General features: G+C 56.9%; 12 protein-coding genes. 1 reads left to right on the forward strand and 11 read right to left on the reverse strand.

Features of this window, described 5'->3' with window-relative positions:
• Positions 1–10: 10 nt before the first annotated feature.
• The 9 genes from ACTNA2_RS02300 to ACTNA2_RS02340 all read right to left on the reverse strand — a co-directional run bounded on the left by ACTNA2_RS02300 (position 11) and on the right by ACTNA2_RS02340 (position 8633).
• On the reverse strand, positions 11–1768 hold the full coding sequence (locus tag ACTNA2_RS02300; protein ID WP_441048494.1) for a DUF2130 domain-containing protein: 1758 nt from the start codon (positions 1766–1768) through the stop codon (positions 11–13).
• Positions 1769–1906: 138 nt separating this feature from the next.
• Entirely contained in the window at positions 1907–2671 is a 765-nt protein-coding gene (locus tag ACTNA2_RS02305; RefSeq protein WP_441048495.1) for a ChbG/HpnK family deacetylase, read from the reverse strand.
• A 77-nt stretch (positions 2672–2748) separates the two neighbouring features.
• Positions 2749–4197, reverse strand: coding sequence for a PTS transporter subunit EIIC (locus ACTNA2_RS02310; protein WP_441048496.1), 1449 nt, complete (start codon positions 4195–4197; stop codon positions 2749–2751).
• A 341-nt stretch (positions 4198–4538) separates the two neighbouring features.
• Positions 4539–5375, reverse strand: coding sequence for a PRD domain-containing protein (locus ACTNA2_RS02315; protein WP_441048497.1), 837 nt, complete (start codon positions 5373–5375; stop codon positions 4539–4541).
• Positions 5376–5448: 73 nt separating this feature from the next.
• Positions 5449–5994: a metallophosphoesterase gene (locus tag ACTNA2_RS02320; RefSeq protein ID WP_441048498.1), complete on the reverse strand. Its 546-nt coding sequence runs from the start codon at positions 5992–5994 to the stop codon at positions 5449–5451.
• Between the two features lie 66 nt (positions 5995–6060).
• The gene (locus ACTNA2_RS02325; protein WP_154517096.1) at positions 6061–6240 is read right to left on the reverse strand and encodes a hypothetical protein; all 180 of its coding nucleotides are present in this window, start codon (positions 6238–6240) and stop codon (positions 6061–6063) included.
• 18 nt (positions 6241–6258) lie between these two features.
• The gene (locus ACTNA2_RS02330) at positions 6259–6585 is read right to left on the reverse strand and encodes an HIRAN domain-containing protein (protein ID WP_195233157.1); all 327 of its coding nucleotides are present in this window, start codon (positions 6583–6585) and stop codon (positions 6259–6261) included.
• A gap of 123 nt (positions 6586–6708) precedes the next feature.
• The gene (locus tag ACTNA2_RS02335; RefSeq protein ID WP_441048499.1) at positions 6709–8088 is read right to left on the reverse strand and encodes an aldehyde dehydrogenase; all 1380 of its coding nucleotides are present in this window, start codon (positions 8086–8088) and stop codon (positions 6709–6711) included.
• Between the two features lie 8 nt (positions 8089–8096).
• Positions 8097–8633, reverse strand: a complete 537-nt coding sequence (locus tag ACTNA2_RS02340) for an iron-containing alcohol dehydrogenase (protein ID WP_441048500.1) — start codon at positions 8631–8633, stop codon at positions 8097–8099.
• A gap of 405 nt (positions 8634–9038) precedes the next feature.
• On the opposite strand from ACTNA2_RS02340, the gene ACTNA2_RS02345 reads away from it, so the two are divergent.
• Positions 9039–9599, forward strand: coding sequence for a ferritin family protein (locus ACTNA2_RS02345; protein WP_154517090.1), 561 nt, complete (start codon positions 9039–9041; stop codon positions 9597–9599).
• A 249-nt stretch (positions 9600–9848) separates the two neighbouring features.
• Here the strand turns inward: ACTNA2_RS02345 and ACTNA2_RS02350 are convergent, their stop codons facing one another.
• Both ACTNA2_RS02350 and pdxR read right to left on the reverse strand, forming a co-directional pair.
• Positions 9849–10721, reverse strand: a complete 873-nt coding sequence (locus ACTNA2_RS02350) for a hypothetical protein (protein ID WP_441048501.1) — start codon at positions 10719–10721, stop codon at positions 9849–9851.
• A gap of 547 nt (positions 10722–11268) precedes the next feature.
• Positions 11269–12699, reverse strand: coding sequence for a MocR-like pyridoxine biosynthesis transcription factor PdxR (gene pdxR, locus ACTNA2_RS02355; protein WP_441048502.1), 1431 nt, complete (start codon positions 12697–12699; stop codon positions 11269–11271).
• Positions 12700–12802: the final 103 nt, after the last annotated feature.

Raw genomic sequence — 12802 nt, forward strand, 5'->3', positions numbered from 1 at the left:
ACGCTATGCCTTACTCGGTATCCTCGACCTCATACGAATCCGCCTCGGCTGACTCATCGTTTGTCTCTGGCGCAGCCCCGCGCGCCTCGTCAAACGCCGCCTTCATGGTCTTGTTGCCCCACGTGAGCTTGCGAATGGTAAGATCGTCGGCCTTCTTGTTGGCTAGGCGCAGATTGTTCTCGGAGGACAGCAATGCCTCCTTGGTTTTCTGCAGATGGCTAATCGTCTTGTCGATCTCATCGATTGCCGTTTGGAACTTGCGGCTCGCGATCTCGTAGTTGCGACCGAAATCATTCTTGAACTTCTCCATCTTGGCTTCGAAGTTCGTGACGTCGATATTCTGCTGTTTGTACTCCGCTAGCTCCTGCTTATAGCGCAGTGAGCCCATGGCGGCGTTGCGAAGGAGCGTGATCATGGGAATGAAAAACTGCGGGCGAATCACGTACATCTTCTCGTAGCGATAGCTCACGTCGACTATCCCTACGTTATAGAGCTCGCTCTCGGGCTCGAGCAGCGTGCAGAGCACCGCGTACTCACAGCCTTTCTGGCGACGATCGTGATCGAGTTTCTTAAAGAAGTCCTCGTTTTTATGCTTGGTCGCGGTCTCGTCGTTCTCGTTTTTCATCTCGAACATAATCGAAATGACCTCGTTGCCGCTCGCGTCGCACTCGCGGAAGATAAAGTCGCCCTTGGTACCCTCGGACGCATCGTTATCCTTCTCGAAGTACGCGTTGGGAAATGCCGTCATGCGCAGACGGTTAAACTCGGTCTCGCAGTGCTGCTCGAGCGACTCGCCCACCATCTTGGTGGACAGACGGACCTTCATGTCCTTAAGGCGCTCGATCTCTTCATCCTTGTAGCGAATCAGGTCATCGCTCGCGCGCTTGGCCTGCGCAAGCTCGAGCTCGTGTGCCGCCTTGGCCTGTTCCTCGCGAGAATCGCGCACCGCCAGCTCGCTCGTCAGTTTGGCACGCGCCTCATCGCGCTCTCGCTCCGCCGCGGCGACCGCCTCTGACAGGTTCATTTTTGCCATCAGTTCCTGCTCGCGCAGTTGGGCACGCAGGCCCTCGGCCTCTTGCTCGGACTGTGCCTTTGCGGCAGAAAACCTCTCTTGCACCTTCACGCGATAGTCAGCAAGCGCGCGCTCGGCCTCGCCGCGAGCGGCATCGAGCTCACGCTGCGACTCGGCCGCGGCGGCGGCAAGCGCCATCTCCTGGGCCTTGTCCGCCGCGGAGAGCTTTGCCTGCAATTCGGCAATCTGCGCATCGCGTGCAGCCAAATCGTTTTGAGCAGCATTGCGCGCCGCCGACTCGACGAGCTTGGCTTCGTCATCTTTACGCTCCAGCTGCGCACGCAAATTGTCGATTTTTCGCTGAAGCTCGGCATTCTCCTTTTGAGCGTCGGCACGGGCCTCAACCGCCGCGCGCTGGCTTGCGCTCTCGCGCTCTGCGGCAGCGCCCTCGAGCTTGGCGCGCAGCTCGGAAAGCTCGGCATCGCGCTTGGCAACCTCTTGTGCCAGCTTCTGCTCCGCGGCGTTCTTCTGCTCGACAAGCTGAGCGTTGCGCTGAGACTCTGCCTTTTGCAAGGCAGCCGTCGAACGCGAGCGCTCAAGTTCCAGTGCCTGCTCGCCCTCGCGCTGGACTGCCTTCACACGCTCATCCAGGTCGCGCGAAAACTCGGCATTGCGCACTTGCTTGACGATATCCGCATAGCCGGACGCGTCGACCTTAAAAACTTCGCCACAATGCGGGCACTTGATCTCGTTCATAGCAGCTCCTCGATGGACGCAAATTTCAACCGCCTACACTCTACCGCGCCGCACGGACAAAAAAGGCGCCGCCGCCATAATGGCAACGGCGCCAGAACCACCACAAAAGTGCCTGTTCCCTTGTAGTGGTTTGGGTCTTTACAGGTCGCGGTAGTCGATCAGGCGAAGATCGGGTTGAGACTCGAGCCAAGCGCGCAGCTCAGGATCGATCAACGCATCGACTTCCTTGGCACGATCGACCGTAAGCGAGCTGTTCTCAAGGATAAAACGATCGAGATAGCCCGGGTGACACACAAAGACGACCGTCTCGCCGTCGGACATCTCGCGAACTGTCTGCATGATTGCCTCTTTGGGCTCGTAGCCCGGTTCCATCGAGCGCATCACCATGCGCAGGTCGGTATCTCCGCAACGCACCACCGCCGTCGGGTCGAAGCTTGCCTTTTGCTCCTTAAGGCCCAACTCCTGGGCAACCGCCGAGATCGCTCGGTTAAGATTCTTGCTCATAACGGCATGGGCCTCAAAGTAGTCGGGCTCGCGGCCCACTATCTCGACAAAGCGATCGTGCTGCGCGCGGATCTCGATGCAGGCCTCGTCGAAGTCTATCAGCTCCTCGCCGCGCTTAAAATGCTCACGGAAGGTACGGCTGCTATGGAACTCGCCGCTCTCGTTGAGCATGCTCGGGATGAGCGCCGGGTCGGCACACGGCTTACCCAGGCACACGTTGGTATGCTGGCCCACCGCAATATCGGCATCCACCACGAGTGACCACCCACGCTCGGCCTCGGGCATATTTGGCATAAGGCCCGCTGAGCGCACCAAGCCCTCGTTGACGCTACGGGCGATCCCCAAGTCAACGGCGTACGAATAACCAAGATCATCGGCACGAATAAGCAGTTGCTTCATAACGACTCCAATCTATGGGAAAGGGCACTTGGAGCGTAACCAAGTGCCCCGATATTTTTCCTAGCCAAACAGTCACTTTAAGCCTTAGCGGCAGCAACATCTTCCTCGAGCTGATCCTTGCTAAAGCCAAAGAGGTAGGCGATGACAGCGGCGGCAACAAATGCAGCGCCCGATGCAACGCAACCCCAGACGAGATTAGCCGTTCCGCCGGCAACAAAGCCGGTGACGCCCAGAATATTGGTCGCGCCCAGAACATACGTTGTCACATTGGTGAGGGCTGCGATCAAACCGCCGATAGCACCGCCGGCAACCATGGCGCCCAGGCAGCGAGTGTACTTAAAGCCACAGCCATACAGTGCGGGCTCCGTCACGCCGCCCACGATACCGGAGAGCGAGAAGCCGAGCATGGCGCCCTTCTCGTCGGTCTCCTTAAGGCGCAGGAAGGCACCGAAGGCCATGCCCCACGTAGCGAACTGAGAGATACCGGCCGCGACCATAACGCAGGAGTCGGAGCCCAGGGTGAGCAGCTGCACGATGCCAAGGGTAAGCAGAACCTGGTGCATACCGGTCATAACCAGGAACTCCCAAAGTGCGGCAATGACGACGAGGGAGAGGATGGTGACGATGCCGCCGGCGTTACCGAGACCGAACATAAAGTTGCCGACCGTGCTGCCCAGGACGGAGCCGATCGGAGCCAGCACGCATAGCGAAACGGGAATCATGACGGCCATGGTGCCCACGGGTACAAACACCGTAGAGAGCATGTCGGGAATGATCTTCTTCATGAACTTCTCGACAACCATGAGCACCGGCATGGATAGCACCATGGGAAGCACAGTCGCAGAGTAGTTGTTCAGCTGAGCAGGCAACACACCATAAACCATCGTGGTCGTTACGCCCGAATCCGCTGCAGCGTTGACCATCGTCATGAACTCAGGAGCAATGAGCACACCGCCGAGCATCATGCCGAGCGGCTGGCTGCAGCCAAGCTGCTTCGCAGCAGCCCAACCCAAATAAACGGGAAGGAAGTAATAACCGGCGTTGTAAATCCAGTTGTAGAAGAAGTTGTAGATGTCGGAATCGGCAGACCAAATGCCGAGCATGCCGTCACCGCAAACCACGGCGATGGTACGGAACATGGCAGCACCCATGATGATGGGGATCGTCATAACCATGGTCTTAGAGAGATAGTTGAGGATCTTGTTGCCCGCGGTCTTGAGCGTCAGCGGCTCCTTGGCGCCGCCATCGAGGCTCTCGTCAATGGAGCCTTCGCCCTTGACGCCCAACGCAATGGCGGCGTCATAGACCTTCGGCACGTTCTGGCCAATGATGACCTGATACTGGCCGCCAGACCACTGTGCACCCAGCACGCCCTTGATCTTCTTAACTTCATCGTCATTGGGAATGGACTGATCCTTGAGGTTCAGACGTAAGCGGGTCATGCAGTGCGTCGCGTTCGTCACATTGGAGGCGCCGCCGACGGCAGCAAGCACATCCTCGGCAATCTTCTTGTTATCGACAGCCATGTCGAATCCCTTCTCTTCCAACTAAAGGTCTGTGGGGCTTCACAGCATCAAGACGCACGATTCCGCTCGCGCCTGCGCAGCGCGCGATGCCCGTTGGCAAGAGATTTCATTGCATGTGATTCCCGGGTGGATCTACATGAAAAAAGCCCCGCGCACAACCGACAGAGACCCAATAATGGCCTCGGCAGAATCGGTAGTGCCTCTCGGAGCTGCGCCGTGAGTAACACCCAACACACGGCAAGTATATGCGGCAGATGCGTTCTCCGTGACTCAGATTGCCGACGAACGGTAGCAAACAGTCCGCGAACGGTCACTACGACGGAAATAAAACGCCAGAGACCCTATTTATTCAAGCTTGCAGGAGCCACGCGATTCACATGCATGATCAGATAGACGAGCTCTTCTTGGGCCAATGGCTCGCCAAAGGCCTCTTGAATCAGAGCGTCGATACGATGAGCGCAGCGCGATGCCGCAGGATATTGCTCCACGAGCACGTCGTAAAGACCGGAATTCTCGGTGTCAATCGGCTCTTTCTTTGCCACGCGATCGAGCAGATAGCGCACATGGGTGGCAAAGCGAGTAAAGGCAAACGACGAGCGATCGACTGTCACGCCCAACTCTTCTTGAATAATCGCAACCGTCATATCGAGGAGATGCTCCTCGTGCTGCTCGGCAAGCACGCGCCGCTCGCTCGGCTTAATCGCCGCATTGATAATCGACATGGCGATACCCGCGGCCTCACTCTGGGGCATGCGAACGGCAAAAGTTTTCTTAATGCCACGAACAGCCAGCTCGCCCAAGCGGTATTCAATGGGATGCAGCTGCTCCAGATCGCGCTTGAGCGGCAACGACACCACCATATGTTCGCGGGCGCGCTTAATAGCAAACTGGATATGATCTGCCAGCGTAATGGGCAGATTAGGACTCAATTCGTACGAAAGCTGTCCGGTCGCAATATCTGCCAGCTGAGCAGAAAACTCAAGCACCTCGGGGTCGACCTCGTCGATGAACGCCAGATACTTTGGATCGATGCCGTAAAAGGTACGCGTAATAACGTCAAGATCGACCTCGTGCGGCATGTCGCCAAAACCGATACCACGACCCAAAGCGATAAGCTGGCGCCCCGCACCATCTTCGCAGATGGCAGCGTTGTGGTTAATGCGCTGGATAGCCCTCATGGAATCACCGTTCCTGCAAACACACGCCGTGTAGACCATCCACACGGCGCGTTCATTCTACCTGCACTTCTAATTACAGTCCAAAAAAGCCAAGGATTTGATCGCGGCTTACGGGCTTGTAGTCATTGGCGTCGAGGCCCACATCGTAGCGGTAAATGGGGCGCTCGCGATCGCGGTTGCGCGCGTTGGTGCGGTCTCCCCTGCTGTGGATATGCCCGTGCAGCATGATGGCGCCACGCGCCTTGCCATTCCAGCTAAGCATGGGGTAGTGGCTCATAACCAGACGATGGCCCTTGGCATAGCCGGGGGCAATCTCCAGATAATCACGCACGTCTTCCCAAATTTGCGGCACGTCGGGATCTTCCCAATCGCCGTCATGGTTACCACGGATGAGCGTCACGTTTTGGCAGGCAATACGCTCGCGCAGGCGCACCGCCTCCGCCAGGGGCAAACGATAGGTAAAGTCACCCAGAATGTAGAGACGGTCATCCACAGCCACGCACTCATTGATGGCATCGATGACCTTGCGATTCATCTCCTCGACCGAGCCAAACGGCCGGTCCATGTCGTGCAAGATATTCGTATCGCCCAGGTGCAGATCGGCGGTAAACCACATCATCGTCTCTGTCCTCATTTCGCAACGTGTTCAACTCGTGCTAAGTATACAGACGCAGCGATGCGGCAGTTACCCAAAGAGCCCGCCAAACAGTCCGCGACGGCGCTTGTCTTTCTTTTTCGACGCATCACCCTGAGTTTTCTTGTCCTGTCGCATCTTACGGTCCTGCTCCAGCTCATCGTCGTCGAGTAGCATATCCCACTCAAACGAATCGTCCGTCAAATCGAACAGGTCGTCGTCATCAAACATGGCAGCCTCCCTTACCGATTAGCGGGCATCCACCACATAGAGGCCAACGCGCACCTGGTGCCAAGGGCTGCGCTCGGGGGCAACCTGTTGCACGCGGGCCTCAAATACGTCCTCGTGGCCGTAATACATCATCAAGGACAGCGGGCCGACCTCGTTTCCCGGAACATAGCCAAGTTTGGTCTTGCCATAGTAGATCGCGACCGCCTCGGGATCATGGGGATTATCGCGCTCGGCGCACAGCGTCAGTTTATCGCCCACTTTAAGATCGCCTAGGACCAAAGCGCCGTCGGCATATTGAAATCCCGCAATGTGAAACGACAGAAGAACACGTGAAGGCTCGTACATGGCAACTCCCCTAACGGCCGGATAAACCGGCGTTTAACCTTATTGAGAAGTCTACGGGTCCGTGCGGACACAAATTCATCCTGTCTGCGTCTTTTCGACCGTTTGTCCCTACGCCATCTGATTTTAATGCACAAACATGCGCACGAATTTGTGCTTCCAGTTTGCGTAAGGGGCATAGCGGAATGGCACGTCCAGCCACGTTGCCTTGTTCACGATGCTTTTCTTGTGGCTAAACGTATCGAAGCTCTCGCGGCCATGGTACTGCCCCATGCCGCTCGCGCCCATGCCGCCAAAGCCCATATGGCTCGTAGCCAGATGCATGATCGTGTCGTTGACGCAGCCGCCGCCAAAGGGCACGTAGCGCACAAAGCGCTGCTGAACCGCGCGATCCTGACTAAAGATATACAGGGCCAGCGGCGTCGGACGATCCGTAATAAACGCTTCGACCTCGTCTAGGCTCTCAAACGTCAGCACCGGCAAGATGGGGCCGAAAATCTCCTCCTGCATCACGGCGTCCTCAGGCGCCACGCCGTCCAAAATTGTCGGCTCAATCTTGAGCGAAGCCTCGCGCGCAGCACCTCCAAGCACGACCTTATCGGGATCGATCAGCCCGTGCACGCGCGCAAAATGCTTGGCATTGACGATATGCCCGTAATCCTCGTTGTCGAGCGGATGCTCGCCAAACATACGGCGCGCCTCTTCCTTGATGAGGCCTAGCAACTCGTCGTGCACGCGCGTATCGACCAGCAGGTAGTCGGGCGCCACACAGGTCTGCCCCACGTTGAGCCATTTACCAAAGGCGATACGCCGTGCCGCAACCTTCAAGTTTGCCGTCGCATCCACGATGCAGGGACTCTTTCCACCCAGCTCAAGCGTCACGGGCGTAAGGTTTTTACTTGCGCGCTCCATGACGAGCTTGCCGACCGGAACGCTACCGGTAAAGAAGATCTTGTCCCAGCACTCATCGAGCAGCGCTTCGTTCTCGGCGCGCCCGCCCTCGACAACTGTCACCAGGCACGAATCAAATGCCTCTTCGCAGATCTGCTTGAGCACCGCACTCGATGCCGGAGCATAGGCGCTCGGCTTGATGACCACAGTATTGCCCGCGGCAAGGGCGCCGGCGAGCGGCTCGAGCGTTAGCAAAAACGGGTAGTTCCACGGGGCCATGATGAGCGTGACGCCATAGGGCACGGCTTGCGTTTTGCACACACTCACGGCGTTGGCAAGGTCACACGGACGCAGGCGCGGACGGCTCCATCGAGCCACATGTGCGATCTGATGACGAATCTCGGAAAGCGACGTGCCGATCTCGCACATATACGCCTCGTCATGCGACTTTCCCAAATCGGTCTTGAGCGCATGGGCAATATCTGCCTCGTGGGCCCGCACCGCATCGCGTAAACTCACGAGCGCACGACGTCGAGCATCGACATCAAACGTGGCATGCGTCTTAAAGTAGACGCGCTGGTCTCCGACGATGCGCGCAATTTCTTCGGTGTTCATGGACCCTCCTAGTTCTCGCCCTCAAACATACCACCCGCGACGACCTCGTACATGCGCATCAGCTCCAAACGGTCCATCAAAAGTGGAACGAGGTACAGCGGATTGGCCTCGGCATCGGCATGCGCCGCCATCTCGGGAATGTCGGAGCGGCGAATGCCCGTCACATATTTGGGAATGTCCAAGGCGGCGTTCATTCGAACGACAAGGCGGCGTTCATTCGATCGGCCCAATCGATAAAGGCCTCGACGGCATGCGTCAGGGCGCCCATGCCCGTCTGCCCCGTAATGGAGGCGGGCAGACCGCGCGAACTCGGGGTCATGCACCGCAAAGCGCGGGATATGCACAAAGTCGTTAATGGGGTAGTTGTAGTGCGTCTCGTCATCGGTGATAACCGCCGCGAGCGTGACTTCGCTTCCCGTACCGGCGGTAGTGGGAACCGCAATAAGCAGCGGCAGGAGACGGTGGACGCGCAGCAGGCCGCGCATCTTGTTGATGGGCTTGTTTGGCTGCGCGATGCGTGCTCCCACGCCCTTGGCACAGTCCATGGCCGAGCCACCGCCAAAGCCGATAATGGCCTGGCAGGCGCTCTCTCAGCATGCTCCAGAATGCGTGGCTCGGTATAGGGCAGCACCGGCAATGCGATGCGAAAAACCGTTTGATACGTTCGGCACCAGGCGCAGCGGGCTAGATGCATAAAGGAAACTCCCTCATTTGTTGATTGGTCAACATTTGTTCGACCGATTGTACTCATCAGAGGTCGCAGGCGGCCTGCCAATCGTTAATCAATCAACATCTTCATATCTCAAAATTGTTTTATCAAAAATCATTCCTAATAGGCTTCACATTTTGTTGCATTTATGGATAATAGAACTCGTCAAGACGCACGTCCGGAGAGGGCCCTTACGGGATCGGACAAGCGCCCCATCGCCATCCATCGAAAGGATCGAATCATGAAATTTGTTTGCCCCGTTTGCGGTTATGTGGAAGAGTTCGACGGCGACCAGCTGCCCGAGGATTTTAAGTGCCCCCAGTGCGGCGTTCCCGGTTCTCGTTTCCTGAAGCAGGAGGAGGGCAAGCTCGAGTGGGCTGCCGAGCACGTCGTGGGCGTCGCCAAGATGGAGGGCGTCTCCGAGGACATCGTTGCCGACCTGCGCGCCAACTTTGAGGGCGAGTGCTCTGAGGTCGGTATGTACCTGGCCATGGCTCGCGTCGCCCATCGCGAGGGCTATCCCGAGATCGGCCTATACTGGGAGAAGGCTGCCCACGAGGAGGCCGAGCACGCCGCCAAGTTCGCCGAGCTCCTGGGCGAAGTCGTGACCGACTCCACCAAGAAGAACCTCGAGATGCGCGTTGAGGCCGAGAACGGCGCCACCGCCGGCAAGACCGATCTTGCCAAGCGTGCCAAGGCCGCTGGCCTCGATGCCATCCACGACACCGTGCACGAGATGGCTCGCGACGAGGCCCGCCACGGCAAGGCTTTCGCCGGCCTGCTCAAGCGCTACTTTGGCTAAGCCAACCGCCTGAGAGATAATCTCTAACTTTAAAGGGCCCGAACCGCATGGTTCGGGCTTTTTTCGTGTCTCATGAACTCGTTAACGCCCTGAAATAGGGCCACCTTCGGCATCGACTTCTCGTCAAAAACTAAGTGAGTAGACTTTTTGGGACTTGCCGAGCAGACCATCCATATTGCTCTATAAAGCCGCAGGTAAATGACTTGTTGCAAAACGGCCTGGTCGCCATCACGCCAAAAGTCTACTCACTTAGATCCGTGCTGTCCACGATCGAGCTGTTTTGTGTCCAATGGACATCTTTCCGTCGATTACTCCCAATTTTGTCCAGTCAACGAATAGTTCAGACCGGAGTAATGCCTCAGCCCTTTGCTCATCCGAGCTTTTATCGCGATATTCAACATCGAGCATCCTGCATACGGCCTTAACGATCGCACGGAATCTATCCTCATCGGATATCTGTCCGTGTGTCAGGAGAAGCACGTCGTAGCCCATGGCTTGAAGCGCCGTCATGCGATCAGCGTCACGCAAGCCATCCCCCGCACGCCCGTGCGAGGCCTTTCCCTGACATTCAATGGCCACCTGTCGCCTCCCGTCCGGCGAGGAAAGAAGTAGATCGATATATACGCGGGTCTTTCCTACAATCGCTCGTGCACTTGTGCTTAGCATCACTTTGACATTGAGCTCTATGCCGCAAAACCCTTCACCTCCCAGGGCTCGCGGCAGTCCAAGCAACAAATACGCCTCGACCTCAAAAGGCGAAGCGGCACCCAATGGAACGAGTTGCGACACCGCCATAAATCGATTGCCGTAACGCATCCCGCAAACATCTGAACAAAAACGGTCAAGGTCCCCATCCAAAACCAAAGCGTCGCGACGCCACAAATTTGAGGCGGCGCCGCCCTCGGACGGGCAGCGCACCCAACCCAACGTTGTCGAAATCGTACCCGAATCAATTGCACGCGAAAGCTCCACCTCAAGTGCCGCCGGCAGGGCGCATACCGCAAACAAGCCGCACATCTCCGCCAATACCAGAAGAAGTTGGAGATCCGTCAGATGTCGAGACATGATAAATGCCGTCAGTAGAGGAGACGTGACCAAAAATCCATGCTCCGTTTCCAGCACGGATTCCCTGGGGAGTTCACCAAGAAACAGCCGCTGCCTAATGTTGGCAGGGCAAGTCCGTTTGTTTCTCGTCCGAACCAATGTATACAACGGAAAACCGAGCGCGACCGCAGCCGTCGGGTTGCGGACGAGGTCATATCGCTGCCGGTCTTCATCCGGCCGCGGAAGCGGAGGACACAAAGCGCGGACTTGAGGGGGCAAACGCCAGTACCTAAAAGCCGATATGTCACAAAGTAGATCCTTCATAGGCACAGGAAAGCACGAATTTCAACCCAGTCGGTCTCTCATTGGCGCGAACGCACCAAAAATGACGCCGAACGAACTGCAAAGTTTTCAACAGCCCTCCCCAACTGGCCAAAAGCTTACCGAGAACTGGACGAAGCCCTGTTGGAAACCCCACTTTTTTTCTCATGCGGAAGCTTTGCGCGGCAAGTGAGTAGACTTTTTGGAACATCCCGAGCAGACCGATGATCCCACTTCTCAAAACCACAGGTAGATAGCTTGTTACAAAACTGTCTGGTCACCAAAGTGCCAAAAGTCTACTCACTTAGGTTACAGAGTGCCCCATTAGCTGCGATTCCAGGGTATTAAGCACCTCCGGACTCAGGTCGTCATACTGGACAAGAATTTGAGTTGAGTTTTCAGGGACAGATGCGCCATCGGCACACCAATAACAGTTACTGATATCGATAAAAGGGATGCTCGAGCGCGTGAGGGCCTGCGCAAAAGAGCTTCCGCCCGTTCCCCGCTCCGCAACCACGGTGCAGTAAAGGCCTGCATCTGCATGCTCGATCGAAACCTCTCCTGCTGTAAACGCATTCCGTACAAGCGCCACCAGGCCATCACGCGCCTCACGAGCACGAACGCGCACGCGGTTCACATGTCGCTCGTAATCACCCGATTCCAGCAAACGAGCTAAAGCGACCTGGTCGACAGAGCTCACCGACGAGGCGTAGAAACCAAGGTTGCACCTAAACCGCTTCATCAGCTTATCGGGCAACACCATGTACGCTAGACGCAACGCCGATGAAAGGCTCTTTGAAAACGTGTTGGTGTAGATGACCGATTGAGCGGCATCGATCGAAGCAAGCGCGGGAATCGGCTTGCCGGCCAGACGAAACTCGCAATCAAAGTCATCTTCGATGAGATATCGACCTGGTCGCTCGGCGGCCCAGCTCAGCAGCGCATAGCGACGCGCAATGCTCGTCACCAGGCCGGTCGGATACTGATGGGACGGCATCAGGTGAAGGACATCGGTCCCCGTTTTCTGCAGAGCGCTCAAGTCTACGCCCTCATCATCCAACGGGATATGTCGAACTTTGCAACCCATAGCCTGATAGATGCGCGTTAGGCGCAAATAGCCCGGGTCCTCAACGGCATACACCTTGTCGGCGCCAAGCAACTGAACCAACATGGTATCGAGCAGCTGGGCGCCCGCACCGATAACAACGTTGTTGGGGTCGACATTCATGCCCCTTGTCCCGCGCAGATGGTGGGCAATTGCGCGTCGTAGCCGAGTGGTGCCCTGTGCCGGCGCGGTCGAAAAGATTTCGCGCTCGTCTTCGGATGCCAGCGTCGCCCGCAGCGCGCTTTGCCAAAGCCGCGCCGCCTCCAAAGCAGAAGGAGAAAGTGTATCGAATCGCTCGACCTGTCCGTTGACATCATGCGCGCCGGAACCCGCAGAGACGGCATCCCGGTCGATGCCCTCTGCAGCCGAAGCCAAAACCGGTGCATCCGGAAGCTCGCAAGCGTAGTAGCCACGACGCGGCATTGAGCAAATATAGCCCTCGGCAAGTAACTGGCTATATGCATTCTCGATGGTAATGACACTGATTCCCAGATGATTGGCAAAGGCGCGCTTAGACGGAAGATGCTCCCCCGCCGCAATGCGTCCAGCAACGATATCATCTCGAATTTGCTGGTAAATATACTCATAGAGCGATGCTTCGCCGCGTTTTTCCAAATTGTAGTCAAGCATGAGTTTATCACCTGACCTTATTGAGTCATTCAATCTGGTATTAGTCTGGCCTTATTATTATCTCTAACACTGAGTATTTCGCCATACCCAGCTCCCCGATAGG

It is taken from the genome of Collinsella sp. HCP28S3_E9 (genome assembly GCF_052065455.1).
Taxonomy (GTDB): domain Bacteria; phylum Actinomycetota; class Coriobacteriia; order Coriobacteriales; family Coriobacteriaceae; genus Collinsella.

What these genes read in the sequence shown, in the direction of transcription:
- ACTNA2_RS02300 (WP_441048494.1), bottom strand. Translation starts at nt 1,768, where the DNA reads ATGAACGAGATCAAGTGCCCGCATTGTGGCGAAGTTTTTAAGGTCGAC.
- ACTNA2_RS02305 (WP_441048495.1), bottom strand. Translation starts at nt 2,671, where the DNA reads ATGAAGCAACTGCTTATTCGTGCCGATGATCTTGGTTATTCGTACGCC.
- ACTNA2_RS02310 (WP_441048496.1), bottom strand. Translation starts at nt 4,197, where the DNA reads ATGGCTGTCGATAACAAGAAGATTGCCGAGGATGTGCTTGCTGCCGTC.
- ACTNA2_RS02315 (WP_441048497.1), bottom strand. Translation starts at nt 5,375, where the DNA reads ATGAGGGCTATCCAGCGCATTAACCACAACGCTGCCATCTGCGAAGAT.
- ACTNA2_RS02320 (WP_441048498.1), bottom strand. Translation starts at nt 5,994, where the DNA reads ATGATGTGGTTTACCGCCGATCTGCACCTGGGCGATACGAATATCTTG.
- ACTNA2_RS02325 (WP_154517096.1), bottom strand. Translation starts at nt 6,240, where the DNA reads ATGTTTGATGACGACGACCTGTTCGATTTGACGGACGATTCGTTTGAG.
- ACTNA2_RS02330 (WP_195233157.1), bottom strand. Translation starts at nt 6,585, where the DNA reads ATGTACGAGCCTTCACGTGTTCTTCTGTCGTTTCACATTGCGGGATTT.
- ACTNA2_RS02335 (WP_441048499.1), bottom strand. Translation starts at nt 8,088, where the DNA reads ATGAACACCGAAGAAATTGCGCGCATCGTCGGAGACCAGCGCGTCTAC.
- ACTNA2_RS02340 (WP_441048500.1), bottom strand. Translation starts at nt 8,633, where the DNA reads ATGGACTGTGCCAAGGGCGTGGGAGCACGCATCGCGCAGCCAAACAAG.
- ACTNA2_RS02345 (WP_154517090.1), top strand. Translation starts at nt 9,039, where the DNA reads ATGAAATTTGTTTGCCCCGTTTGCGGTTATGTGGAAGAGTTCGACGGC.
- pdxR (WP_441048502.1), bottom strand. Translation starts at nt 12,699, where the DNA reads ATGCTTGACTACAATTTGGAAAAACGCGGCGAAGCATCGCTCTATGAG.